Origin of the sequence: Streptomyces avidinii, assembly GCF_045161815.1 — a bacterium.
Lineage (GTDB): Bacteria > Actinomycetota > Actinomycetes > Streptomycetales > Streptomycetaceae > Streptomyces > Streptomyces avidinii.
Window position 1 is genome coordinate 4,076,420 of record NZ_CP108863.1, and the last position, 25,971, is coordinate 4,102,390.

Here is a 25,971-nt window from a genome sequence, read left to right on the forward strand (position 1 = left end):
CAAATCCCAAAGGGGGCAAAGCGGTGCACACTCCTCACAGATACGCCCCCGAGACCCCATAAATCGCCCATGATGGTAACCGGGAAGAGGGTCAGGCCCCCAACGCCCGCCGGAGCCGCTCGGGGTTCACCCTCCAGAAGGTGTGCTGCTCGCCGTCCACGAGCACCACCGGAATCTGCTCCCAGTGCAGCCGGTGGAGCTCCTCGTCCTGCGAGATGTCCTTCTTCTCCCATTGCGCACCGGTCTCGGCGCACACCTGGGCGACCACCTCCTCCGCCTCGTCGCACAGGTGGCACCCCGGCTTCCCGATGAGCGTGACCATCCGCTCCCCGGGACGCTTCTTTTCCTTACGGCGCAACAAAGGGCTCATGCGGCCATTCTCCCGCGCCCTCGCGTAACAGGAGCGCCTCGAAGAGTTCACGCCTCCGCATCCCATCGGTTCGGGAACTCCCGAACACAGTGGCTATGCTCGCGTCATGGCCGCTCTCGGATGGCTCCCCCCTCGTCGGCGCTCCGCCACCGCACGCAGCGTGCTGGCGGGCGAGGCCTCGGCCGAGGCCGCCCGCAAGACCGCTCTGACCGAGGCCCCACCGCTCACCGGGCCCGAAACGGAACCGGGAACCCGCACCGAGGAGGGCCCCGAACCGACCCCGGAGGAGCCCGTCTTCCCGGTCGCCGGCGACGATCTCGCCGCCGCCTTCTTCGACCTCGACAACACCGTCATGCAGGGCGCCGCGATCTTCCACTTCGGCCGCGGCCTCTACAAGCGCGAGTTCTTCCGGCGCCGCGAACTCGCCCGCTTCGCCTGGCAGCAGGCCTGGTTCCGGCTGGCCGGCGTCGAGGACCCCGAGCACATGCAGGACGCCCGCGACAGCGCCCTGTCCATCGTCAAGGGCCACAAGGTCTCCGAGCTGATGTCGATCGGCGAGGAGATCTACGACGAGTACATGGCCGAGCGGATCTGGCCCGGCACCCGCGCCCTGGCCCAGGCCCACCTCGACGCCGGCCAGAAGGTGTGGCTGGTCACGGCCGCCCCCGTGGAGACCGCCACGATCATCGCCCGCCGCCTCGGCCTCACCGGGGCCCTCGGCACCGTCGCCGAGTCCGTCGACGGGGTCTACACCGGCCGCCTGGTCGGCGAGCCGCTGCACGGCCCCGCCAAGGCCGAGGCGGTCCGCGCCCTGGCCGCCGCCGAGGGGCTCGATCTCGAACGCTGCGCGGCGTACAGCGATTCGCACAACGACATCCCGATGCTGTCGCTGGTCGGACATCCGTACGCGATCAATCCCGACACAAAACTTCGCAAGCATGCCCGGACCAACGACTGGCGACTGCGCGACTATCGGACCGGTCGCAAGGCCGTGAAGGTCGGCGTCCCGGCGGCCGCCGGCGTCGGCGCGATCGCGGGCGGCGCGGCCGCCGCCATCGCCCTGCACCGCCGCCGCAAGTAACAACACCAGGCCCGGGGCCCGTGAGTCCCGGGCCCGCCGCAGGCACGGCCCTGCCACGGACATTCGCTCACCTCCACCCGCGCCCCCGCCGCGGCACTCCGGCATGCCCGACTCGGTCGCGGGCCCCCGTGGAAGCGTCCATTCCGCGCATCCAAGCGATCAAGAATCGATCACCATCTGCGACTGAATATGCCCTCGACACGCAACAGAAGTGTCGGAACCGGTGATTTGAGCAACTGGGTGTAGCGCTGCCTGTACGAAGCGTTATTCTCCTCAAACGCATGCCCCCGGTCATCTGTCGCCACGACGGGTGAACGGTCCCGCACTGCACGTGATGGAAGCTCTGCCTCTGGGAGTCCCGTGTACCCACCTGTCGGGGTTGACGCCTCGGGCCTGGCTCAGCTGCGCACAACGGTCCTCGACCACCTGCGCGGCTTCGTCCCCACCGCGTACGCCGTCCCCGCCTTCGCCGCCGCGGTCCCTGCCGGCTTCGGCCCGGCCGGTCCTTGCTATGCCCTGACCGACGGCGGCGCGACGGTGGGCAGACGAGGTCGCGCCGCCGGCGGCTCGAACGCCGCCGGCACCGCCACCCAGGCCACCCACCGCCGCCCCACGGCGGACAGCGACCAGGCCCGCATGATGGACCTGGTCGAACGCGCCCAGGCGGGCGAGGCGGATGCCTTCGGCCGCCTGTACGACCAGTACAGCGACACGGTCTACCGGTACATCTACTACCGCGTCGGCGGCAAGGCGACCGCGGAGGACCTCACCAGCGAGACGTTCCTGCGCGCCCTGCGCCGGATCTCCACCTTCACCTGGCAGGGCCGCGACTTCGGCGCCTGGCTCGTGACGATCGCCCGGAACCTGGTGGCGGACCACTTCAAGTCCAGCCGCTTCCGGCTGGAGGTCACCACCGGCGAGATGCTCGACGCGAACGAGGTCGAGCGCAGCCCCGAGGACTCGGTCCTGGAGTCCCTGTCCAACGCGGCCCTGCTGGAAGCCGTGCGCAAGCTCAATCCGCAGCAGCAGGAGTGCGTGACCCTGCGCTTCCTGCAGGGCCTCTCGGTCGCCGAGACGGCCCGGGTGATGGGGAAGAACGAGGGCGCCATCAAGACGCTCCAGTACCGGGCGGTCCGCACCCTGGCCCGCCTCCTCCCCGAAGACGCCCGCTGACCCTCCGACACCAGACAACCTCACATTCGGTGACCCCTCGATGACGCTGTGGTCAGATCATCCTTCGTCCGTAACCCAAGTGCCGCGACGCTCGTTGTGCGGAATGCAGGCTCCCTGTGGACACGCTTTGCCCGAAGCCGCTCACTCGAAAGTGTGGACGCGCTCAAGGAAGGCAACCTTCCGGACACCTTGGGGAGTCGATCGTCATGACGAGAGGAGGTGCCGCCAGTGATCGCGAACGTGACCCCGCACCGGCGGGCGAACGCCTTCGCCCAGGCCCTGGAGGATCGGACCCCGTCCGACCTTCCGGAACCGGACTCGGCGGCCGAGCAGTCCGAGGCACCTGCCGAACCTGCCGACCACGACCGGTTGTTGGCCCTGGCGAGCGTGCTCGGCGAAAGAATGCCGCGCCCAGTGCTGGACCCCGAGGTCAAAGTGGTGCAACGAGCCCAGCTCATTGCCGCCATGGAGGCCATGGTGCTGGAGGAGAGGGCCGGGGGCGGTGCCGCCTCGGACCCTCTGGTGCCCGAACAGCGGACCGGCCGCGGCGCCCACCGGGCGACCCCGCTCCGGAAATTGCGGCCCCGCTCCCGCTGGTCCAAGGGCATCGCAGCGGGCGGCCTCACCGTGGGTGTGGCCGCAGGGGCCTTCAGCGGAGTGGCCGCTGCCAGTTCCGACGCCCTGCCCGGTGACCACCTCTACCCCGTGAAGCGGGGCATGGAGGACCTGAAGCTGGGGATGGCCGACGACGACGCGGACCGGGGCGAGCTCTATCTCGACCAGGCATCCAGTCGCCTGTCGGAAGCCCGGCGGCTGATGGAACGAGGCCGGCTGGGCGACCTGGACCACGAGTCCCTGGGCGCGATCCGGCGGGCGCTGGCGGGCGTGAAGCACGACGCGGAGGCAGGCCACCGCCTCCTCCAGGCCGCGTACGAACGGGACGGCTCGCTCGGCCCGATCCAGAAGCTGTCGTCGTTCTCCCGCTCGCACCGCGACGCGTGGGGCAAGCTCCGGGAGAAGCTCCCGGCGCAGCTCACCGACGTCGGCGGAGAGGTGGAGTCGGTCTTCCAGGCCATAGACGAAGACGTGGCGCCGCTCCAGAACCTGCTCCCCAAGCCTCCGGAGCAGTCCCGCGGCACCGGAGGCACCCCCGGCTCGTCCGCCAGGCCGGGCACCCCGAGCGGCACGCAGCAGTCCGCTCCCGCCGCCGGAACGCCCTCCGGCAGTCCCACGGCGCCGTCCCCCTCGGGCAGCTCCCGGCCTCCCGCCGGTGGCCTCCTGGGCGGTACGGGCGAGCTGCTCAACCCGCCCGCGGGACAGTCGGCCCCGCCCGCCTCGGGCAATCCGGACGTCCCCAATCCGGACATCACCATCCCGCCCCTGATCCCGGGTCTCCTCCCGGGCCTGGGCCTGGGCACGGAGGACGCCGAGTAGGAGGAAGGGCGGGGCCGCCCAGGCGGCCCCGCCCTTTCCCTTCGCCTCGCCCGCCGACTCCGGCCTGCCCCGGCCCCGGCCCGGGCGCCGCTCTGGCACGCCTCAGAAGAACACGGACCGCCGCTGCACCAGCAGCTTGTACAGCGTGTGCTGGATCTGCTCCCGCACCTGGTCCGTGAGGTTGAACATCAGCATCGGGTCCTCCGCGGCCTCCGCGGCATACCCGTCCGTCGGGATCGGCTCGCCGAACTGGATCGTCCACTTCGTCGGCAACGGCAGCGCCCCGAGCGGCCCCAGCCACGGGAACGTCGGCGTGATCGGGAAGTACGGGACCCCCAGCAGCCGCGCCAGCGTCTTCGCGTTGCCGACCATGGGGTAGATCTCCTCCGCCCCCACGATCGAGCACGGCACGATCGGCGTCCCCGCCCGCAGCGCCGTCGACACGAACCCGCCCCGCCCGAACCGCTGCAGCTTGTACCGGTCCCCGAACGGCTTCCCTATCCCCTTGAAGCCCTCCGGCATCACACCGACCAGCTCTCCGGCCTCCAGCAGCCGCTGCGCGTCCTCCGCGCACGCCAGGGTGTGCCCCGCCTTGCGGGCCAGCTCGTTGACCACGGGCAGCATGAACACCAGGTCCGCCGCCAGCAGTCGCAGGTGCCGCTCCGCCGGGTGGTGGTCGTGCACGGCGACCTGGAGCATCAGCCCGTCGAGCGGCAGCGTCCCGGAGTGGTTCGCCACGATCAGCGCGCCGCCCTCCGCCGGGATGTTCTCGATGCCCTTGACCTCGACCCGGAAGTACTTGTCGTACAGCGGCCGCATCAGGGACATCAGGACCTGGTCCGTCAGTTCCTTGTCGTAGCCGAAGTCGTCGACCTCGTAGTCCCCGGTGACCCGTCGCCGCAGGAACGCCAGCCCGCCGGCGATCCGCCGGTCCCAGCTGTCGCCGGGCGCCGCCGGCGCCGGCTCGGGAGCCGCCGGCGGCTCCACCACCGGCTCGGCTGCGGGCACCGCCCGCACCCGGCGGGGGATCCGCCGCCGGGGCCGGTCCTCGTCGAACGGAATGACCTTGGCGTCCGCCACTATCGCTTCGCTCCTTCAGCCGCGTAGGCGTCGTCCTTGAGCCCGTCGAGCCCGTCTGCGTCCAGCATGGCCGCCACCCGGTCCACGGCCCGTCCGACCCGCTCCGGCGGCAGCAGCCCGCTCCCCCGGCTCCGGGCGAAGTCCGCGAAGGTCTCCGCGGTCGTGTAGAGCGGTTCGAAGCCGAGGACCTCGCGCATCTGCGTGGTCTCCACGACCCGGCCGTGGGTGAGCAGCCTTATCTGCTCCGGCGAGAAATCGGTGGCTCCGACCGCACGCAGTGCGGAGCCCACCCAGTTCAACGCGGGCAGCAGCAGCGGCAGCGTGGGCCGCCCGAGCCGACGCGAGCACTGCGACAGCAGCAGCACGCCGTCGCCCGCGATGTTGAAGGTCCCGCTGTTCAATGTCCCGCGCCTCGGCTCCCCCGCCGCCAGCCGCAGCACTTCGAGGACGTCGTCCTCGTGCACGAACTGCAGCCGCGGGTCGTAGCCCAGCACGGTCGGCATCACCGGGATCGAGAAGTACTCTGCGAGCGCCGAGTCCGCGTAGGGCCCCAGGATGTTCGCGAACCGCAGCACGCACACCGCGACGTCCGGCCGTCTGCGCGCGAAGCCCCGTACGTAGCCCTCGACCTCGGCGGCGTCCTTCGCGAAGCCGCCCGCCGGCAGCGATTTCGGCTCCGTGGTCTCGGTGAAGACGGCGGGATCCCGGGAGGTGCCCCCGTACACACTGGTACTGGACTTCACCACGAGCCGTCGGACCGTCGGCGACTTCTGGCAGGCCCCGAGGAGCTGCATGGTCCCGATGACGTTCGTTTCCTTGACGGTGCTGTGCGCGCCGCCCGTGCCCGCGCTGCCCCCGGTGACCGCCAGATGGACCACCGTGTCCACGGCATGCTCGGCCAGCACCCTGGCGATCGCCGACTGCCTGATGTCCGTACGGACGAACTCCGCCGATCCGAGCCGGTGCGGCGGTGTCACCGCGTCCACCGCGATCACCCGCTCGACATCCGGGTCACGCTGGATCCGGCGCACGAAGCGGCCGCCCAACTGCCGGGCTGCCCCGGTGACGAGTACGACCTTCCCCACGAGCTCAGCGCCTCCCTCGAAGAAGTCCCCCGGCTGCACCGCAGCCCCTCCACCAGGATGGTGGAGGGGCTGCGGAGAACACGTACAGCTGCCGTTTACTTCTTGTTACGGCGCTGGACGCGGGTGCGCTTGAGCAGCTTGCGGTGCTTCTTCTTAGCCATCCGCTTGCGCCGCTTCTTGATAACAGAGCCCACGACTACCCTCGCTCACTTCTCTTCACTGGTGCGGGGCGTCTGGGCCCACACGACCTACGTCGGCCTAGCCTACCCGCCCGAGCTCTGAGCTTGTAATCCGAGCGCTTCCGCGTTGTAGCCAGGGGCTTCCCGAGCCTCAGTCTCAGGCCGACTCCACCCCCACATAGGACTCTCGGAGGTACTCGTGGACCGCGTTCTCGGGGACCCGGAAGGACCGGCCCACCCGGATTGCGGGCAGATGACCGTTGTGCACCAGCCGGTACACGGTCATCTTCGACACTCGCATCACCGAGGCGACCTCCGCCACGGTCAGGAACTGAACCTCACTGAGAGGCCTCTCGCCAGCAGCCATGACACACCTTGACCTTCCGCGCATGACGGGCACCGGCTTCCCCTCCGGTTACTCCTCGTCGTCGCACGCTCACTCCCCAGAGTAGGGGCGCGTGATACGAGTGGGGAAGAGGAGCTACGGCTACTCCTGCCGCCCCGTCAGACTTGCGCGACCGAGCACATAGCGCGTAAGCGGTCGGTAGTAGTCCGCTCGCACCGCGTCATCGAGCGGGACGGCCACCGAGACCCGCCCCTCGGCCTCCCCTACGAACAGCGCCGGATCATCCGTGTCCGCCAGCCCGATCGCCTCCACACCGAGCTGACCTGCGCCGCAGACCCACCCGTGGTCCCCCACCACCAGCTCCGGCAGCGGCCCGCCGGCCTCCGCGAGAGCCCCCAGCGCCATCCGGACCGGCAGCGGCGAATGGGTGTGCACGCCGGTCGCACTCCCCGGCACCCGCACGCCGGGTTCCCGCACCAGTGCGACCCCCCGTACGTATTCGATGCTGTGCGTGCGTACGCCGAACCGGGTCGCCATGTCGACACGCACCCCCTGCGCCGGGGTGAGGACAACACATCCCGCCGCCGACAGCGCCTCGGCCAAACCGGCGTAGAAGCCCAGGAGCCGATGCGGGTGCCCCGTCCCGAACAGCACGGGCGACCGCGCCCGCGCCGCCTCGCACAGCCGCCCCGCGAAGGCCTCCAGCGCGGCCACCGTTCGCTCCGGGTCGATCACGTCCGGCCCACTGACATGCGCCGGATCCGCCGAGACCCCGCACTTGTCCGCCATCAGCCTCAGCAGGTCACCCTCGCCCCAGCCCCACTCCGGATCCAGCCCCAGCATCACCCGCGGATCCCGGGCGGCGAACAGCCGGTAACTGCGCAGGCTCTGCTCCCGGGAGGTCGCGACGGTCCCGGCCAACCGGGCGGCCAGCAGATGGGCACGCAACGCGCCGGTGCTCAACACCCTCCGATGCTCCCCCAACACATCTGGCGGGTCATCAATTCCGGCGAACAGCCCCACAGTTGGCGTAACGATGCTTCGCAACCACCCGAGCGGCCGTCCGAGTGGGAGTCCGAGCGGTCAGGTCAGCATCCCGCGCAACGGGAAGACCGCCCGGCGCGTCGCCAGAACGGCCTGATCCGTCCGGTCCGCCGGGTCGTAGCCCGCTTCCCACTCCGACCACGCCGGAGTCCGCCCGTCCGTCATCCGGGCCGGCGCCAACTGCCGCGTCCGCGCGTACACCTCGTCCCGCCACGAGGCGGGCACCGCCGCCTGCGGATCCACAGGCCGGTGCGCGGCGATCCCCACCAGGTGCGTCCACGACCGCGGCACGACGTCCACCACCGCGTACCCGCCGCCGCCCAGCGCCAGCCACCGCCCGTCCGCGTACTCGTGCGCGAGCCGGTGACAGGACTCCTGGACGGCCCGCTGGGCGTCCAGCGACACCGCCAGGTGCGCGAGCGGGTCCTCGAAGTGCGTATCGGCCCCGTGCTGGGTCACCAGCACCTGCGGCCGGAAGTCCGCCAGCAGCTCCGGCACCACCGCGTGGAAGGCCCGCAGCCACCCCTCGTCCCCGGTCCCGGCGGGCAGCGCGATGTTCACCGCCGACCCCTCCGCCCCCGGGCCACCGGTCTCCTCCGGCCAGCCCGTCTGCGGGAACAGTGTCCGCGGATGCTCGTGCATCGAGACGGTCAGCACCCGCGGATCGTCCCAGAAGGCCGCCTGCACCCCGTCCCCGTGGTGAACGTCCACATCCACGTACGCGACCCGCTCGGCCCCCAGCTCCAGCAGCCGCGCCACCGCCAGCGACGCGTCGTTGTACACGCAGAAACCGGCCGCCCCGCCCGGCATGGCGTGGTGCAGCCCGCCGGCGAAGTTCACCGCGTGCTCGGCCTCACCGCTCCACAGCGCCTCCGCGCCCGCCACGGACTGCCCGGCGATCAGCGCGGACGCCTCGTGCATCCCGTGGAAGGCGGGATCGTCGATGGTCCCCAGCCCGTACGAACCGTCCGCGACCCCCGGGTCCTCGGACACCTCGCGCACCGCGGCGACGTAGTCCTCCCGGTGCACCAGCCGCAGCGTCGAGTCCCCCGCCACCGGGGCCGCCCGCACCTCCATGGCCCGGTCCAGCCCGAAGGCGCGCACCAGGCCCATGGTCAGCGCCAGGCGCACCGGGTCCATCGGATGGCTCGGTCCGAAGTCATACCTCGTTACCGCCTCGTCCCACATCAACAGCCCGGTCACCGGCTCGCCGCTCATGCCGGACACCGTATCGGGCGGGCTCGGAGCCGAACGAGCGGGCTTGGAACAAGGTCACCAGGACCAGCGCCATCGGCACCAGCATCGCCCCCCGGTAGCTCCAGGCGTCACCGACCGCCCCGACGAGCGGAGACCCGATCAGGAAACCGACGTAGTTGAAGATGTTGAGCCGCGCGACGGCCGTGTCGGACGCCCCCGGGAAGAGCCGCCCCGCGGCGGCGAAGGTCTGCGGCACGATCACGCACAGGCCGATCCCCAGCAGGGTGAAGCCGAGCATCCCCACCCACGCCCCCGGCGCCGCCGCCACCACCGCGAACCCGGCGGCCGCCACCAGCGTCCCGGCCCGCACCACGGCCGCCGCCCCGAAGCGCCGCACGCCCAGGTCCCCGAGGGCCCGCCCCACGAGGGTGGTCACCATGTAGACGTTGTAGGGGACGGTCGCCATCTGCTCCGAGCTCCCGAGTACGTCCTGGAGGTACTTGGCACTCCAGTTCGCCACCGTGGAGTCCCCGATGTACGCGCACGCCATCACCAGGCACAGCGGCAGCAGCAGCTTGAACCCACCGGCCCCCAGCCCCTTCCCGGAGGTGTCTCCCGGCCCCGTCCCGCCGGGCCCCGACCCGTTCGGCCCCGTCCCGTCGACGTAGCGCCGGCTCCCCAGCAGCGCCGACGGCAACAGCACGGCCACGGCCGGCAGATAGCTGACGAACAGGTTCAGCTCCCAGTGCGCCCCCGCCCACGCGGCCGAAGCCCCCAGGATCCCGCCGAGGCTGTAGGCGGCGTGGAAGCCGAGCATGATGCTCCGCCCGTACGCCCGCTGCAGGCTGACCCCGAGCATGTTCATCGAGGCGTCCAGCGCCCCCACCGACAGACCGAACGCCCCCAGGGCCACCGCCACGTGCCACATGCGGCTGCCGGCTGCGACGCCCAGCAGCGACAGCAGCACCAGCGGCTGCGCCCACCGCAGTACGACGCTGGGCGCGACCCGCTTCACCAGGTGCTCGGTGGCCACGCTCGACGCCCCCGCGAGGACCGGCACGGCCGCGAGGAAGGCGGGCAGCAGGCCGTCGGATATCCCGTACCGCTCCTGGATGGCCGGGATCCGCGTCACGAGCAGCGCGAAGGCGACGCCTTGCACGAAGAAACTGAACCCCAGAGCGCCGCGGCCACGCCGCAGCCGCACATCATCCGTCATGGCGGGTCAGCGTAGGGCCACGGGCTACCCGTGGGTAGAGAGATCACATACCCAGTCCGGCCTCCAGCCCGAGCAGACCGGTGAGCTGCTTCATGTCACCGAAATGCTTGGTGGCTCCGGGGAGCTGGTCGGCGGGCAGCATCGCCGTGAACGCGTACACGTCCATGCCCGCGGCGACGGCCGCCCGGACGCCGAGGGGACTGTCCTCGATGACCACACAACGGGCCGGCTCCACGCCCATCTGCCGCGCCGCGTGCACGTACAGGTCCGGAGCCGGCTTCCCCTGGGCGACGTCCTGCGCGCTGAAGATCCACTCCTCCTCGAACCAACCGTCGAGCCCGGCCACCCGGTGCCCGGCCCGGATCCGCTCGTGACTCCCGGAGGACGCGAGGCAGTACCCGACCCCCTGAGCGGTCAGCGCCCCCAGCACCTCCTCCACGCCGGGGACGGGCTTCAGCTCCTGCTCGAACGCGGCGACGGTCCGCGCGTGCAGCGTCTCGTCGAAGTCGGCCGGCAGCTGCTCCCCGGTCCGCTCCACGACGAGGTCGTGCACCCGGTGCACGGCGGACCCCATGTAGTCGCGGACCGACTCCTCGTAGGTGGTCGGGTGCCCCAGCTCGGTCAGGTACCCGGCGAGGATGCTGTTGGCGAGCGGCTCGCTGTCCACCAGCACGCCGTCGTTGTCGAAGATGACGAGGTCGTAGCCCATACCCCCACACTACGAACTAAACGGACGTAGAGCCCGTCTCGCCGGGCCGCCGACGACGCATCACCGGACTGCTGCGGCCATTCGGACGACAGAGCGACCGCCGGCCCGATCGGGCCCTGAAACGCAGAAAAGCCCCGCACCGAACCCGTAAGGGCTGGTGCGGGGCTTTCCCACAATGATTGTTCGGCGGCGTCCTACTCTCCCACAGGGTCCCCCCTGCAGTACCATCGGCGCTGAAAGGCTTAGCTTCCGGGTTCGGAATGTAACCGGGCGTTTCCCTAACGCTATGACCACCGAAACACTATGAAATTTGAACGCTGGCATGGACACAGCTGTTCGTTATTTCAGAACTAACACAGTGGACGCGAGCAACTGAGGACAAGCCCTCGGCCTATTAGTACCAGTCAGCTTCACCCGTTACCGGGCTTCCACATCTGGCCTATCAACCCAGTCGTCTACTGGGAGCCTTACCCTCTCAAGGAGGTGGGAATACTCATCTTGAAGCAGGCTTCCCGCTTAGATGCTTTCAGCGGTTATCCCTCCCGAACGTAGCCAACCAGCCATGCCCTTGGCAGGACAACTGGCACACCAGAGGTTCGTCCGTCCCGGTCCTCTCGTACTAGGGACAGCCCTTCTCAATATTCCTACGCGCACAGCGGATAGGGACCGAACTGTCTCACGACGTTCTAAACCCAGCTCGCGTACCGCTTTAATGGGCGAACAGCCCAACCCTTGGGACCGACTCCAGCCCCAGGATGCGACGAGCCGACATCGAGGTGCCAAACCATCCCGTCGATATGGACTCTTGGGGAAGATCAGCCTGTTATCCCCGGGGTACCTTTTATCCGTTGAGCGACGGCGCTTCCACAAGCCACCGCCGGATCACTAGTCCCGACTTTCGTCCCTGCTCGACCCGTCGGTCTCACAGTCAAGCTCCCTTGTGCACTTACACTCAACACCTGATTGCCAACCAGGCTGAGGGAACCTTTGGGCGCCTCCGTTACCCTTTGGGAGGCAACCGCCCCAGTTAAACTACCCATCAGACACTGTCCCTGATCCGGATCACGGACCGAGGTTAGACATCCAGCACGACCAGAGTGGTATTTCAACGGCGACTCCACAACCACTGGCGTGGCTGCTTCAAAGTCTCCCACCTATCCTACACAAGCCGAACCGAACACCAATATCAAACTATAGTAAAGGTCCCGGGGTCTTTCCGTCCTGCTGCGCGAAACGAGCATCTTTACTCGTAGTGCAATTTCACCGGGCCTATGGTTGAGACAGTCGAGAAGTCGTTACGCCATTCGTGCAGGTCGGAACTTACCCGACAAGGAATTTCGCTACCTTAGGATGGTTATAGTTACCACCGCCGTTTACTGGCGCTTAAGTTCTCAGCTTCGCAACCCCGAAAGGTCACTAACCGGTCCCCTTAACGTTCCAGCACCGGGCAGGCGTCAGTCCGTATACATCGCCTTACGGCTTCGCACGGACCTGTGTTTTTAGTAAACAGTCGCTTCTCGCTGGTCTCTGCGGCCACCCCCAGCTCAAACAGCAAGTGCTATCACCAGTGATGGCCCCCCTTCTCCCGAAGTTACGGGGGCATTTTGCCGAGTTCCTTAACCATAGTTCACCCGAACGCCTCGGTATTCTCTACCTGACCACCTGAGTCGGTTTAGGGTACGGGCCGCCATGAAACTCGCTAGAGGCTTTTCTCGACAGCATAGGATCATCCACTTCACCACAATCGGCTCGGCATCAGGTCTCAGCCTTAATGAGGGACGGATTTGCCTACCCCTCGGCCTACACCCTTACCCCGGGACTACCACCGCCCGGGCTGGACTACCTTCCTGCGTCACCCCATCGCTTACCTACTACAAGTCTGGTTCGTCGGCTCCACCACTTTCCTTTCCCCGAAGGGTCCGGAACGGCTTCACGGACTTAGCATCGCCTGATTCGATATTGGGCGTTTCAAAGCGGGTACCGGAATATCAACCGGTTGTCCATCGACTACGCCTGTCGGCCTCGCCTTAGGTCCCGACTTACCCTGGGCAGATCAGCTTGACCCAGGAACCCTTAGTCAATCGGCGCACACGTTTCTCACGTGTGTATCGCTACTCATGCCTGCATTCTCACTCGTGAACCGTCCACAACTAGCTTCCGCTGCTGCTTCACCCGGCACACGACGCTCCCCTACCCATCACAGCGGGCGTTGGCCCTATTGCTGCAATGACACGACTTCGGCGGTACGCTTGAGCCCCGCTACATTGTCGGCGCGGAATCACTTGACCAGTGAGCTATTACGCACTCTTTCAAGGGTGGCTGCTTCTAAGCCAACCTCCTGGTTGTCTCTGCGACTCCACATCCTTTCCCACTTAGCGTACGCTTAGGGGCCTTAGTCGATGCTCTGGGCTGTTTCCCTCTCGACCATGGAGCTTATCCCCCACAGTCTCACTGCCGTGCTCTCACTTACCGGCATTCGGAGTTTGGCTAAGGTCAGTAACCCGGTAGGGCCCATCGCCTATCCAGTGCTCTACCTCCGGCAAGAAACACACGACGCTGCACCTAAATGCATTTCGGGGAGAACCAGCTATCACGGAGTTTGATTGGCCTTTCACCCCTAACCACAGGTCATCCCCCAGGTTTTCAACCCTGGTGGGTTCGGTCCTCCACGAAGTCTTACCTCCGCTTCAACCTGCCCATGGCTAGATCACTCCGCTTCGGGTCTAGAGCGTGCAACTCAATCGCCCTATTCGGACTCGCTTTCGCTACGGCTTCCCCACACGGGTTAACCTCGCTACACACCGCTAACTCGCAGGCTCATTCTTCAAAAGGCACGCAGTCACGACCGTTGTTCCGAAGAACAACGGCGACGCTCCCACGGCTTGTAGGCACACGGTTTCAGGTACTATTTCACTCCGCTCCCGCGGTACTTTTCACCATTCCCTCACGGTACTATCCGCTATCGGTCACCAGGGAATATTTAGGCTTAGCGGGTGGTCCCGCCAGATTCACACGGGATTTCTCGGGCCCCGTGCTACTTGGGAGATTCTTAAGCAAGCCGCTGATGTTTCGTCTACGGGGGTCTTACCCTCTACGCCGGACCTTTCGCATGTCCTTCGACTACATCAACGGTTTCTGACTCGCCGACCGGCCGGCAGACCGATCAAAAGAATTCCCACAACCCCGCATGCGCAACCCCTGCCGGGTATCACACGCATACGGTTTGGCCTCATCCGGTTTCGCTCGCCACTACTCCCGGAATCACGGTTGTTTTCTCTTCCTGAGGGTACTGAGATGTTTCACTTCCCCTCGTTCCCTCCACACTGCCTATGTGTTCAGCAGTGGGTGACAGCCCATGACGACTGCCGGGTTTCCCCATTCGGACACCCCCGGATCAAAGCTCAGTTGGCAGCTCCCCGGGGCCTATCGCGGCCTCTCACGTCCTTCATCGGTTCCTGGTGCCAAGGCATCCACCGTGCGCCCTTAAAAACTTGGCCACAGATGCTCGCGTCCACTGTGTAGTTCTCAAACAACGACCAGCCACCCATCACCCCACCAGACAAGCTGGCGAGTTCACTGGGGCCGGCACTGAAGATCGCAACCTTACGGCCGTACCTTCAGGACCCAACAACGTGCCAAGCACGATCACCTTCACTTCACTGTGTTCCACGCCGAAGCAGTACTTACAGAGAGATCCGGAAACCGTGCCAACTAATCAACGTTCCACCCATGAGCTGACCGTGCAGAACATTTGTCTGCAATCGGTACTGTGCTCCTTAGAAAGGAGGTGATCCAGCCGCACCTTCCGGTACGGCTACCTTGTTACGACTTCGTCCCAATCGCCAGTCCCACCTTCGACAGCTCCCTCCCTTACGGGTTGGGCCACCGGCTTCGGGTGTTACCGACTTTCGTGACGTGACGGGCGGTGTGTACAAGGCCCGGGAACGTATTCACCGCAGCAATGCTGATCTGCGATTACTAGCAACTCCGACTTCATGGGGTCGAGTTGCAGACCCCAATCCGAACTGAGACCGGCTTTTTGAGATTCGCTCCACCTTGCGGTATCGCAGCTCATTGTACCGGCCATTGTAGCACGTGTGCAGCCCAAGACATAAGGGGCATGATGACTTGACGTCGTCCCCACCTTCCTCCGAGTTGACCCCGGCGGTCTCCTGTGAGTCCCCATCACCCCGAAGGGCATGCTGGCAACACAGGACAAGGGTTGCGCTCGTTGCGGGACTTAACCCAACATCTCACGACACGAGCTGACGACAGCCATGCACCACCTGTATACCGACCACAAGGGGGCACTATCTCTAATGCTTTCCGGTATATGTCAAGCCTTGGTAAGGTTCTTCGCGTTGCGTCGAATTAAGCCACATGCTCCGCTGCTTGTGCGGGCCCCCGTCAATTCCTTTGAGTTTTAGCCTTGCGGCCGTACTCCCCAGGCGGGGAACTTAATGCGTTAGCTGCGGCACCGACGACGTGGAATGTCGCCAACACCTAGTTCCCAACGTTTACGGCGTGGACTACCAGGGTATCTAATCCTGTTCGCTCCCCACGCTTTCGCTCCTCAGCGTCAGTAATGGCCCAGAGATCCGCCTTCGCCACCGGTGTTCCTCCTGATATCTGCGCATTTCACCGCTACACCAGGAATTCCGATCTCCCCTACCACACTCTAGCTAGCCCGTATCGAATGCAGACCCGAGGTTAAGCCTCGGGCTTTCACATCCGACGTGACAAGCCGCCTACGAGCTCTTTACGCCCAATAATTCCGGACAACGCTTGCGCCCTACGTATTACCGCGGCTGCTGGCACGTAGTTAGCCGGCGCTTCTTCTGCAGGTACCGTCACTTTCGCTTCTTCCCTGCTGAAAGAGGTTTACAACCCGAAGGCCGTCATCCCTCACGCGGCGTCGCTGCATCAGGCTTTCGCCCATTGTGCAATATTCCCCACTGCTGCCTCCCGTAGGAGTCTGGGCCGTGTCTCAGTCCCAGTGTGGCCGGTCGCCCTCTCAGGCCGGCTACCCGTCGTCGCCTTGGTGGGCCATTACCCCACCAACAAGCTGATAGGCCGCGGGCTCATCCTTCACCGCCGGAGCTTTCAACCCCCGCCCATGCAGGCAGGAGTGGTATCCGGTATTAGACCCCGTTTCCAGGGCTTGTCCCAGAGTGAAGGGCAGATTGCCCACGTGTTACTCACCCGTTCGCCACTAATCCACCCCGAAGGGCTTCATCGTTCGACTTGCATGTGTTAAGCACGCCGCCAGCGTTCGTCCTGAGCCAGGATCAAACTCTCCATGAATGTTTACCCGTAATCGGGTGCACACATCACTTAGAGCGGGCACGTCATGTCGGAATAAGACCGACGCGCCACAACGTCCTCGCTGTGTTTGTTGCCTGCCAGTGCCCGAAGGCCCGACAGGTCTTTTTCAAAGGAACCTCATCCACCGAAGTGGACGGGGTATCAACTTCTGGCGTTGATTTTTGGCACGCTGTTGAGTTCTCAAGGAACGGACGCTTCCTTTGTACTCACCCTCTCGGGCTTTCCTCCGGGCTTTCGTTCTGTTCTTGCGTTTCCGACTCTATCAGAGCCAGTCCCGCTCCGCTTTCCAGGTTTTCGCTTTCGCGTTTCCCTTTCCGGCGGTTCCGACTCTATCAGATCCTTTCGGTCCTGATCCCCGGTCAGCGGGGTTTGTCTGCCGGGCTGTTGGGCCCTTTCGACGAGTGAGACAGTAGCGGATTCCTTGCCCCCGAACCTAATCGGCGACTGCGTCCTGGAACGCGGATTCCTCATTCGCAAATACGCATGAAAACGAGACGACGAAATACGCCGTTCGTTCGAATGTGTGGTGCGGGATGAGCTGTCCGGGGACCGACCGGGGTCGGCGCTCACTTCGGACAACTCGAAGAACCTTACGGACCGGGCACACCTGTGTCAACCCCCGCCGACCCCGCCGCGCGGGGTGCCCGAAACACCCCGCGCCTTCGTCCCCCTCCGTCTACGCTGGGTCCATGACTACGCATGCGCTCAGCCTTCGCTGGTGGGCCGCCTGACGGCGGCCGACCTTCCACGCGAGCACGCATGCGCTCACGGCCGCCGCTACGGCGGCCGTTTCTGTTTCTCCCTCCCGGGAGTGGCTCGGTCGCCCGACGCGGTGGCGCCGACACCACTCACGCACAACAGAGGGAGAACAGGGACATGGCGACGACGAGGATCTTCAGCGGCATCAAGCCCACCGGACACCTGACGCTGGGGAACTACCTGGGGGCCGTCCGGCAGTGGGTCTCCGCCGAGTACGACCCGGAGTCCGCGCTGTTCTGTGTCGTCGATCTGCACGCACTCACCGTCGAGCACGAGCCGGCGCGCGTACGGAGGCTGAGTCGGCAGGCGGGGACGCTGTTGCTGGCCGCCGGACTGGATCCGGCGCGGTGCACCCTCTTCGTGCAGAGCCATGTCGACGAGCACACCCGGCTGGCCTATCTGCTGGAGTGCACCGCCACCGACGGGGAGCTGCGGCGGATGATCCAGTACAAGGAGAAGGCGGCGAAGGCCCAGGGCTCCGGGGAGGGCGTACGGCTGTCGCTCCTCACCTATCCCGTGCTGATGGCCGCCGACATCCTGGCGTACGAGGCCCAGGAGGTGCCGGTCGGTGAGGACCAGCAGCAGCACGTCGAGCTGACCCGGGATATCGCGGTGCGGTTCAACCAGCGCTACGGGCACACCTTCACCGTGCCGCGGGCCACGCTTCCGGCAGTGGCCGCACGGGTCATGGATCTGCAGGACCCGACGTCGAAGATGGGCAAGTCGCACGACAGCGGGGCGGGGATCGTCTACCTGCTCGACGAGCCGGGGGTCGTGCGCAAGAAGGTGATGCGGGCGGTCACCGACAGCGGGGACGGCGGCGTGGTCTACGACCGTCGGACGCGGCCGGGAGTCGCGAACCTGCTGGACATCCTGGCGGCGTGCACCGGGGGCGATCCGGCCGGGCTCGCCGACACGTACACCGGCTACGGCGCGCTGAAGCGGGATGTCGCCGACGCCGTGGTCGAGCTGCTGCGGCCGGTCCAGGAGCGGCACGCGGAGCTGGCCGGCGATCCCGCCCAGGTGGAGAAGGTGCTGCGGGAGGGGGCCGGGCGGGCCAGGGAGCTGGCGCGGCCGGTGGTGGACCGGGCGTACCGGGCGATCGGGTTGCTGGAGCCGTGACGGGTGGGGGGCCCGCGTTCCGCGGGCCCCCCACCGGTACCGGAGTCTCAGCTGTTGCCGGAGGCGAGCTCGCGGCTGCGGTCGCGGGCCGCTTCCAGGGCGGCGATGAGGGCGGCGCGTACGCCGTGCCGCTCCAGTTCGACGATCGCGTTGATCGTCGTACCGGCCGGGGAGGTGACGGCCTCGCGGAGCTTGACCGGGTGTTCGCCGCTGTCGCGGAGCATCACGGCGGCGCCGATGGCGGCCTGGACGATCAGGTCGTGGGCCTGGGCGCGGGGCAGGCCCAGGAGGATGCCGGCGTCGGTCATGGCCTCGACGAGGAAGTAGAAGTAGGCGGGGCCGGAGCCGGAGAGGGCGGTGGCCGCGTCCTGCTGGGACTCGGGGACGCGCAGGGTCTTGCCGACGCTGCCGAAGATCTCCTCGGTGTGGGCGAGGTGGGCCGCGGTGGCGTGGCTGCCGGCGGAGATGACGGACATGGCCTCGTCGACGAGGGCCGGGGTGTTCGTCATGACGCGGACGACGGGGGTGCCGGGGCCGAGGCGTTCCTCGAAGAAGGCGGTGGGGACGCCGGCGGCGCCACTGATGACCAGGCGGTCCGCCGGTACGTGCGGGGCGAGCTCGTCGAGGAGCTTGGCCATGTCCTGGGGCTTGACGGTGAGGATGAGGATGTCGGCGCGCTTGGCGGCCTCGGCGTTGGAGACGGCCTCGACCCCGTAGCGGGTGCGGAGTTCCTCGGCCCGTTCGGCGCGGCGGGCGGTGACGAGGAGCTTCGAGGCGGGCCAGCCGCCGCGGATCATTCCGCTGAGCAGGGCCTCGCCGATCTTGCCGGTACCGAGGACTGCGACTGTCTGGGTCATGCCCGATCCACCTCGCCGAACTGTTCTTGCGCGTGAGCTACCTATACGTCCTCATCCTTGCACCCGGGCGGCCGGCGGGGGCGGGGCTGTCCGCAGTGCGGTCAGGGGTCCGGTCAGGGGGTGCGGCGGCGGAGGGTGACCGCGCCGAGGGCGAGGACGAGCAGGGCGCAGGCGGCGACGATCACGGCGTCGCGGACGAATGCGGCGGTCATGTCGGTGTGGGTGAGGACCTGGGTCATGCCGTCGACGGCGTAGGACATGGGCAGTACGTCGGACAGGCCTTCGAGGACCGGGTGCATGGTGTCGCGGGCCGCGAAGAGGCCGCAGAGGAGGAGCTGCGGGAAGATCACCGCCGGCATGAACTGGACGGCCTGGAACTCGGAGGCCGCGAAGGCGGAGACGAAGAGGCCGAGGGCGGTGCCGAGGAGGGCGTCGAGCAGCGCCACGAGGAGGAGCAGCCAGGGGGATCCGACGACGTCGAGGCCGAGGACCCAGAGGGCGAGGCCGGTGGCGAGGACGGACTGGAGGACGGCGACGGCGCCGAAGGCGAGGGCGTAGCCGGCGATGAGGTCGCCCTTGCCGAGCGGCATGGCGAGGAGGCGTTCCAGGGTTCCTGAGGTGCGTTCGCGCAGGGTGGCGATGGAGGTCACCAGGAACATGGTGATGAGCGGGAAGATCCCGAGGAGGGACGCTCCGATGCCGTCGAAGGTCCTGGGACTGCCGTCGAAGACGAAGCGCAGCAGGGTGAGCATCAGTACGGGGACCAGCAGCATCAGCGCGATGGAGCGCGGGTCGTGGCGGAGCTGGCGCAGCACGCGGGCGGCGGTGGCGGCGGTGCGGGCGCCGCTCATGGCGGTCGTGGCGGTCATCGGCTCTGCTCCGGGGTGAGGGCGGCGGCGTCGGCGGCGTTCGCGTCGGCTTCGTCGACGAGGCGCAGGAAGCCCTCTTCGACGGTGGTGGAGTGGGTACGGGTGCGCAGTGCGTCGGGGGTGTCCTGGGCGAGGATGCGGCCCTCGCGCATGAGGAGCAGGTCGTGGCAGCGCTCGGCCTCGTCCATGACGTGGGAGGAGACGAGGATCGTCGCGCCGCGGGTGGTGGTGATGTCGTGGAAGAGGTTCCACAGGTCGCGACGCAGGACGGGGTCGAGGCCGACGGTGGGTTCGTCGAGGACCAGGAGCTCGGGGGTGCCGAGCAGGGCGACCGCGAGGGAGACGCGGCTGCGCTGGCCGCCGGAGAGGTTGCCGGCGAGGGCGCCGGCCCGGCTGGTGAGGTCGACGTCGGTGATGGCGCGGGTGACGGCGGCGGCGCGGCGGTCGGCGGCGGCCCGGCCGGGGTCGAGGACGGCGGCGAAGTATTCGAGGTTCTGCCGGACGGTGAGGTCGTCGTAGACGCTGGGCGCCTGGGTGACGTAGCCGATGCGGGAGCGGAGCCGGGGGTGGCCCGCGGGCTCGCCGAGGACGTCGAGGGTGCCGGTGACGTGGGCCTGGGTACCGACGACGGCGCGCATGAGCGTGGACTTTCCGCAGCCGGAGGGGCCGAGGAGGCCCGTGATGCGGCCGCGGGGGACGTCGAAGGCGAGGGAGTCGAGGACGGTGCGCAGGGTGCGGCCGGTGCCGCGGCGGACGCTCAGGTCATGGGCGTGGACGGCGGCCGGGTCTCCCTCGGGCTGCTTATTCATCATGTGATGAATAATGCTCCTGGCGGTGCCGTGCCGTCAATCGCCGGGAGGATGCGGACTACTTCTTGCGCTTGGGGCGGCGCGTGGCCGGGTTGCCCGTACGGGTGCTGCGGCGGCGGGCGTACTCGGCGCGGGCGCTCTCGTACTCGGCGCGGTGGAGCTTCTCGCCCGGGGCCTCACCGAGGCAGCGCAGGAAGTACGCGATCAGGGAGCCGATGAAACCGATCGTCTTCAGGCCCTTGAGGGCGGCCTCGTCGGAGGACGGAGCGGGGCGACGGCTGAAGGAGGCCCAGGTCTTGGTGAATGCGATGGAGCTGGCGATCGCGAAGAGGACGACGACCGAGATGCTGAGGAAGGGGCCGACATTGCCGATCTCCAGGCCCTCGTAGGCCAGGCGGAGCAGGACGGCGGCGGAGACGGCGGTGGCCAGCGAGCCGATGGCGAGGCCGACGCGGCGCAGGGCGTAGCCGCCGTCGTGGTCGACCCACGTGGTGCCGAAGAACCGGATCGGCTCGGGCTGCGGGCCGGCGGGCACCGCGGCCTGGGCCGGCTCGGCGGGGGTCTGGTCTCGCTGGTCGTCGCTCACGTCAGCGATTATCCCCCGCCGGGCCGGTCGGGCCGGGTGTGTCTCACGTGTCAGACGGGTCCGACGCGTGTCGTGGTCGTGGCCGGTCCCCGTCCCCCCACGGAACTCTGCACGGAAAGCGGCACGGAACGCGGCGCGGAACTCAGCAGCGGGTGGCGACGTAGCCGTCGCTGCCCGTCCTGACGTAGGCGTCGGAGACGAACTGTCCGTTGCCGATGCAGTCCCAGATGTCGGTCGTGCCGTACGGACCGGAGACCGTCGTACCCGGGCCCTGGCAGCGGATCGAGACGTACGAGTCGTAGGGCAGGACCTTGACGATGGAGTAGCTGGTGCCCGGGCCGCTGCGGACGTTCACCCGGTAGCCGGGCGCCACCGGGAACGTCTGGAAACCGGACTCGGCGGCGAGGCTCTGGACCTGGCCGGACTCACTCTTTTCGGACATGCGAAATCTCCCCCCTGAGCGTTGCCCTTCGCAACTCGCGCAGGGTAGCAGGACCTTGGAGATCCTCAGGGGGCATCGACTAGGCTCCGGCGGGGGTGGTCAGCGGTGCAGTCGCTGCGCAGGGATCGGGCGGGCTTTCCGGAGTACGCCGGGCAGTACCGGCTGGAATCCGTCCTGGGTTCGGGCGGCATGGGGGTCGTCCACCTCGCCACCTCCGCCTCGGGGCTGAAACTCGCCGTCAAGATCGTGCATCCCGAGCACGCCGTGGACCCGGAGTTCCGGGCCCGGTTCCGGCAGGAGGTCGTCGCCGCGCGCAAGGTGAGCGGCGCGTTCACCGCGCCCGTCGTGGACGCCGACCCCGATGCCGAACGGCCGTGGATGGCCACGCTGTTCATCGACGCGCCGACGCTCTCCGAGCGGGTACGGGAGCGGGTGCTGGAGCCCGTCGAACTGGCCCGGCTCGGCGCCGGACTGGCCGAGGCGCTGCGCGACATCCACCGGGCCGGCGTGGTGCACCGGGACCTGAAGCCGAGCAACGTCCTGATGGCGCCCGACGGGGTGCGGGTCATCGACTTCGGGATCTCCCGGCCGACGGACAGCGATCTGCGCACCGAGACCGGGAAGCTGATCGGGACACCGCCCTTCATGGCACCCGAGCAGTTCCAGCGGCCGCGGGAAGTGGGGCCGGCGGCGGACCTGTTCGCGATGGGCGCCGTCCTCGTGCACGCGGCGACCGGGCGCGGCCCCTTCGACTCCGACAGCCCCTACCTGGTGGCGTACCAGGTCGTCCACCACGACCCCGACCTGACCGGGCTGCCGGCGGAGCTGATGCCGATCGTCGAGCGCTGCCTCGCGAAGGACCCGGCCGAACGCCCCACGCCCGACGCACTGATCAGTGAGCTGCGGGCGCTGGCCTATCCCACGTCGGAGGACACCCGGGCCTTCATCCCGAACCCGCGGCGACCGCAGCGGGTGGAGGAGAGCACCCACCGGCGGGACCGGATCGTCGCCGCACCCGCGCCCGCACCCGCGCCCGCTGCCCGGCCCCGGCGGCGGGCGCGGCTGTTCACGGCGGTCGGGATCCTGCTGCTGGTGACCGCCGGGGCGCTCGGCGGGTACCTGGCCCTCGGTGCGGACGCGGGCGCCCCGGACGCGTCGGACCCGTCCGCCGTGCACGCCCGGGCCACCGGGGCGGGCGCCGTGACGTCGTGGGCCGTACCGGTCGGTGAGCGGGGGCAGGGCAACCCCTTCCCGGCCTGCTCCTGGTCGGCCGGGGCCCTGTACTGCTCCGGGCCCGGGCTGGCCGCCACCCGCCTCGACGCCGCGAGCGGCTCGGTGCTCTGGTCCGTACGCGGCGCGGCACCCGAATCGCGGATGACACCGAATCCGGCCCCGCTGCACGCCGCCGGGCTGGTGCTCGCGGTGGACGACGGCGGGAAGACGCTCCGGGCGCTGGATCCGGCGGCCGGTGCGCAGCGCTGGAAGCGGAGCCTGCAGCAGGGGGCGCAGGTGGTGCCCGTGGGCGAGCTGCTGCTGGTGACGGGCCCGGACGGGAACGTCACGATGCTGGACGCGGCCACCGGCGCGGCGCGCTGGACCCACCGGCTCGGCGGGCCCGGCTCCGTCTGGTTCGCCGGCCCGGACCAGAGCGGCGGCCCCGTCCCGTACGTGTCCACCCAGGCGGCGGACGGGAAGTCCACGCAGATCAGCGCGGTCGATCCGGCGAACGGCACGGTGCGCTGGCAGGTCCGCAGCCCCTCACTGCTGGAACCGGTCGGTACGGCGGCCGGCGGGCTGTACCTGCTGGAGGGCGACTCGCGGTCCGCGTCCGGGGCGGTGAGCAGGGCGGTCGTACGGGTGGACCTCGCGACCCGTGCCGTACGCCGGACCGCGCTGGCCGCACCGCTGCTCGACGCGCAGGCCGCGGTCGGCCCGGACGGGCGGGTGTACGCCTTCGGGACGGGCGGCGCCCTGGCCGCGGTCGGTGCGGAGCGCGAGGACTGGCGGCTGGAGACGGGCGTGGCCGTGGGCTCGCGGCCGGTGGTCCACGACGGGCGGATCCACCTGACGGCGTCCGACGGGCGGACGCTGGCGGTGGACGGCGGCGGGCGGCTGCTGGGCCAGACGAAGCCCCGGATCGGGGGCGGGCCGGGCGGCTACACCTCGACCCTGCCCGCGCCGGTGGTCGGGGACGGGCGGCTGTTCGGCAGTGCGCCCGACGGGACGGTGTTCGCGGTGGCCGCGGGCGCACCCGCCGCCTGGTGACACGGTGACGTGGCGGCGCCCCCGCACCGGAGGGTGCGGGGGCGCCTGCGGCCGTTGCCGAAATTACGGGGTCAGCCGAGGAGGCTGACGTCGCGGACCGCGCCCTTGTCGGCGCTGGTGGCCATGGCGGCATAGGCGCGCAGGGCCGCGGAGACCTTGCGCTCGCGGTTCTTCGGGGCGTAGACGCCGCCGAGGGCCTCGTGGCGGGCGGCGAGGGTGGCCTCGTCGACCAGGACCTCGATGGACCGGTTCGGGATGTCGATGCGGATCCGGTCACCGTCCTCGACGACCGCGATGGTGCCGCCCGAGGCCGCCTCCGGGGAAGCGTGGCCGATGGACAGGCCCGAGGTGCCGCCGGAGAAGCGGCCGTCCGTGACCAGGGCGCAGACCTTGCCGAGGCCGCGGCCCTTGAGGAAGGAGGTCGGGTAGAGCATCTCCTGCATGCCGGGGCCGCCGCGCGGGCCCTCGTAGCGGATGACGACGACGTCCCCCGCCTTGATCTCCTTGCGGAGGATCTTGTCGACGGCCTCGTCCTGGGACTCGCAGACCACGGCCGGGCCCTCGAAGGTCCAGATCGACTCGTCGACGCCGGCGGTCTTCACGACACAGCCGTCGACGGCGATGTTGCCGCGCAGCACGGCCAGTCCGCCGTCCTTGGAGTACGCGTGCTGCACCGAGCGGATGCAGCCGCCCTCGGCGTCGAGGTCGAGGGTCTCCCAGCGCTTGGACTGGGAGAAGGCGGTGGCGGAGCGCTCGCAGCCGGGGGCCGCGTGCCACAGCTCCATGGCCGTGTCGGTGGCCGTCCCGGAGCGGGCGTCCCACTTCGCGAGCCAGTCCTCCAGGCCGTCGGAGTGGACGGTGGTGATGTCCTTGTTGAGGAGACCGCCGCGGTGCAGCTCGCCGAGGATGGCGGGGATGCCGCCGGCCCGGTGGATGTCCTCCATGTAGTACGTGCCGCCGGGCGCCACGTTCGGCGCGACCTTGGACAGGCACGGGACGCGGCGCGAGACGGCGTCGATGTCGGTGAGGTCGTACTCCAGGCCCGCTTCCTGGGCGGCGGCCAGCAGGTGCAGGATCGTGTTCGTGGAGCCGCCCATCGCGATGTCGAGGGCCATGGCGTTCTCGAAGGCCTCGCGGGTGGCGATGCTGCGCGGCAGGACGGACTCGTCGCCGTCCTCGTAGTAGCGCTTGGTGATCTCCACGACCGTGCGGCCGGCGTCCTCGTACAGGGCGCGGCGGGCGGTGTGCGTGGCGAGGACCGAGCCGTTGCCCGGGAGGGCGAGACCGATGGCCTCGGCGAGGCAGTTCATCGAGTTGGCGGTGAACATGCCCGAACACGACCCGCAGGTCGGACAGGCGTTCTCCTCGATCCGCAGGACGTCCTCGTCCGAGACGTTCTCGTTGGAGGCGTCGACCATGGCGTCGATCAGGTCGAGCTTGCGGACGGTGCCGTCGACGAGGACGGCCTGGCCGGCCTCCATCGGGCCGCCGGAGACGAAGACGACCGGGATGTTCAGCCGCATCGCGGCCATCAGCATCCCGGGCGTGATCTTGTCGCAGTTGGAGATGCAGATCAGCGCGTCGGCGCAGTGCGCCTCGACCATGTACTCGACCGAGTCCGCGATCAGGTCGCGGGAGGGGAGGGAGTACAGCATGCCGCCGTGGCCCATGGCGATGCCGTCGTCGACCGCGATGGTGTTGAACTCGCGCGGGATCGCACCGGCGGCGCGGATGGCGTCGGAGACGATCCGGCCGACGGGGGCCAGGTGGGTGTGACCGGGGACGAACTCGGTGAAGGAGTTGGCGACCGCGACGATCGGCTTGCCGATGTCCGCGCTCGCTACGCCCGACGCGCGCATCAGCGCACGCGCGCCTGCCATGTTGCGGCCGTGGGTGACGGTGCGGGACCTCAGCTCGGGCATGCGGTTTCACTCCCCATGAGTGCGGCTGTACGGTCAGCCGCGACTGCGGATATGGCTCAGATACGAGGCTACGCCCACCGCCCGCGATCCGGACACCACGT

The 25,971-nt window shown here is 68.5% G+C and carries 20 protein-coding genes and 3 rRNA genes; 5 read left to right on the top strand and 18 right to left on the bottom strand.

Annotated elements, in window-relative coordinates; genetic code table 11:
* Positions 1 to 91 precede the first annotated feature (91 nt).
* Complete coding sequence (locus OG373_RS18005) at positions 92 to 370, bottom strand: glutaredoxin family protein (protein WP_405439221.1); 279 nt, start codon at positions 368 to 370, stop codon at positions 92 to 94.
* Positions 371 to 476: 106 nt separating this feature from the next.
* Here OG373_RS18005 and OG373_RS18010 point away from each other — a divergent pair, with 106 nt between their 5' ends.
* The 3 genes from OG373_RS18010 (at position 477) to OG373_RS18020 (ending at position 4,058) form a co-directional block, all read left to right on the top strand.
* Entirely contained in the window at positions 477 to 1,451 is a 975-nt protein-coding gene (locus OG373_RS18010; protein WP_397735034.1) for an HAD family hydrolase, read from the top strand.
* A gap of 360 nt (positions 1,452 to 1,811) precedes the next feature.
* Positions 1,812 to 2,624: an ECF subfamily RNA polymerase sigma factor, BldN family gene (locus OG373_RS18015; protein WP_397735036.1), complete on the top strand. Its 813-nt coding sequence runs from the start codon at positions 1,812 to 1,814 to the stop codon at positions 2,622 to 2,624.
* 228 nt (positions 2,625 to 2,852) lie between these two features.
* Positions 2,853 to 4,058, top strand: a complete 1,206-nt coding sequence (locus OG373_RS18020) for a DUF5667 domain-containing protein (RefSeq protein WP_405439222.1) — start codon at positions 2,853 to 2,855, stop codon at positions 4,056 to 4,058.
* Positions 4,059 to 4,160: 102 nt separating this feature from the next.
* Here OG373_RS18020 and OG373_RS18025 read toward each other — a convergent pair whose 3' ends face one another.
* The 11 genes from OG373_RS18025 to OG373_RS18075 all read right to left on the bottom strand — a co-directional run bounded on the left by OG373_RS18025 (position 4,161) and on the right by OG373_RS18075 (position 16,218).
* A complete protein-coding gene (locus OG373_RS18025) occupies positions 4,161 to 5,138 on the bottom strand; it encodes a lysophospholipid acyltransferase family protein (RefSeq protein WP_405439223.1) in 978 nt (325 codons plus the stop codon).
* Positions 5,138 to 6,223, bottom strand: coding sequence for an NAD-dependent epimerase/dehydratase family protein (locus tag OG373_RS18030; RefSeq protein WP_405439224.1), 1,086 nt, complete (start codon positions 6,221 to 6,223; stop codon positions 5,138 to 5,140). Before OG373_RS18030 ends, OG373_RS18025 begins: the two co-directional genes overlap by 1 nt.
* Before the next feature lie 95 nt (positions 6,224 to 6,318).
* On the bottom strand, positions 6,319 to 6,417 hold the full coding sequence (locus tag OG373_RS18035) for a 30S ribosomal protein bS22 (RefSeq protein ID WP_003948845.1): 99 nt from the start codon (positions 6,415 to 6,417) through the stop codon (positions 6,319 to 6,321).
* A 142-nt stretch (positions 6,418 to 6,559) separates the two neighbouring features.
* Positions 6,560 to 6,769 carry a helix-turn-helix domain-containing protein gene (locus tag OG373_RS18040; protein ID WP_008738568.1) on the bottom strand — a complete coding sequence of 70 codons (210 nt, stop codon included), beginning with the start codon at positions 6,767 to 6,769 and terminating at the stop codon, positions 6,560 to 6,562.
* 120 nt (positions 6,770 to 6,889) lie between these two features.
* Positions 6,890 to 7,714: a phosphatase gene (locus tag OG373_RS18045; RefSeq protein ID WP_405444103.1), complete on the bottom strand. Its 825-nt coding sequence runs from the start codon at positions 7,712 to 7,714 to the stop codon at positions 6,890 to 6,892.
* A gap of 117 nt (positions 7,715 to 7,831) precedes the next feature.
* A complete protein-coding gene (locus tag OG373_RS18050) occupies positions 7,832 to 8,980 on the bottom strand; it encodes an acetoin utilization protein AcuC (protein WP_405444104.1) in 1,149 nt (382 codons plus the stop codon).
* Entirely contained in the window at positions 8,952 to 10,205 is a 1,254-nt protein-coding gene (locus tag OG373_RS18055; protein ID WP_405439225.1) for an MFS transporter, read from the bottom strand. Before OG373_RS18055 ends, OG373_RS18050 begins: the two co-directional genes overlap by 29 nt.
* 43 nt (positions 10,206 to 10,248) lie before the next feature.
* A complete protein-coding gene (locus OG373_RS18060; protein WP_405439226.1) occupies positions 10,249 to 10,914 on the bottom strand; it encodes an HAD family hydrolase in 666 nt (221 codons plus the stop codon).
* Between the two features lie 181 nt (positions 10,915 to 11,095).
* Positions 11,096 to 11,212, bottom strand: a 5S ribosomal RNA gene (gene rrf, locus OG373_RS18065).
* A 76-nt stretch (positions 11,213 to 11,288) separates the two neighbouring features.
* Positions 11,289 to 14,411: ribosomal RNA gene (locus OG373_RS18070) — 23S ribosomal RNA — on the bottom strand.
* A 283-nt stretch (positions 14,412 to 14,694) separates the two neighbouring features.
* Positions 14,695 to 16,218: ribosomal RNA gene (locus OG373_RS18075) — 16S ribosomal RNA — on the bottom strand.
* Together the 16S, 23S and 5S rRNA genes form the textbook arrangement of a ribosomal RNA operon.
* A gap of 897 nt (positions 16,219 to 17,115) precedes the next feature.
* On the opposite strand from OG373_RS18075, the gene trpS reads away from it, so the two are divergent.
* Positions 17,116 to 18,120 carry a tryptophan--tRNA ligase gene (trpS, locus tag OG373_RS18080; protein ID WP_405439227.1) on the top strand — a complete coding sequence of 335 codons (1,005 nt, stop codon included), beginning with the start codon at positions 17,116 to 17,118 and terminating at the stop codon, positions 18,118 to 18,120.
* Positions 18,121 to 18,167: 47 nt separating this feature from the next.
* On the opposite strand, the gene proC is transcribed toward trpS, so the two are convergent.
* The 5 genes from proC to OG373_RS18105 form a co-directional block, all read right to left on the bottom strand.
* Positions 18,168 to 18,977, bottom strand: coding sequence for a pyrroline-5-carboxylate reductase (proC, locus tag OG373_RS18085; RefSeq protein ID WP_405439228.1), 810 nt, complete (start codon positions 18,975 to 18,977; stop codon positions 18,168 to 18,170).
* Positions 18,978 to 19,090: 113 nt separating this feature from the next.
* Complete coding sequence (locus OG373_RS18090; RefSeq protein WP_397739105.1) at positions 19,091 to 19,846, bottom strand: ABC transporter permease; 756 nt, start codon at positions 19,844 to 19,846, stop codon at positions 19,091 to 19,093.
* Entirely contained in the window at positions 19,843 to 20,658 is an 816-nt protein-coding gene (locus OG373_RS18095; RefSeq protein WP_405439229.1) for an ABC transporter ATP-binding protein, read from the bottom strand. Before OG373_RS18095 ends, OG373_RS18090 begins: the two co-directional genes overlap by 4 nt.
* Before the next feature lie 55 nt (positions 20,659 to 20,713).
* Positions 20,714 to 21,241, bottom strand: coding sequence for a hypothetical protein (locus OG373_RS18100; protein WP_405439230.1), 528 nt, complete (start codon positions 21,239 to 21,241; stop codon positions 20,714 to 20,716).
* A 142-nt stretch (positions 21,242 to 21,383) separates the two neighbouring features.
* Complete coding sequence (locus OG373_RS18105; RefSeq protein WP_397739099.1) at positions 21,384 to 21,683, bottom strand: peptidase; 300 nt, start codon at positions 21,681 to 21,683, stop codon at positions 21,384 to 21,386.
* A 105-nt stretch (positions 21,684 to 21,788) separates the two neighbouring features.
* Here OG373_RS18105 and OG373_RS18110 point away from each other — a divergent pair, with 105 nt between their 5' ends.
* Positions 21,789 to 23,948: a serine/threonine-protein kinase gene (locus OG373_RS18110; RefSeq protein ID WP_405439231.1), complete on the top strand. Its 2,160-nt coding sequence runs from the start codon at positions 21,789 to 21,791 to the stop codon at positions 23,946 to 23,948.
* A gap of 71 nt (positions 23,949 to 24,019) precedes the next feature.
* Here OG373_RS18110 and ilvD read toward each other — a convergent pair whose 3' ends face one another.
* A complete protein-coding gene (gene ilvD / locus OG373_RS18115; RefSeq protein WP_390796552.1) occupies positions 24,020 to 25,870 on the bottom strand; it encodes a dihydroxy-acid dehydratase in 1,851 nt (616 codons plus the stop codon).
* Positions 25,871 to 25,971 lie beyond the last annotated feature (101 nt).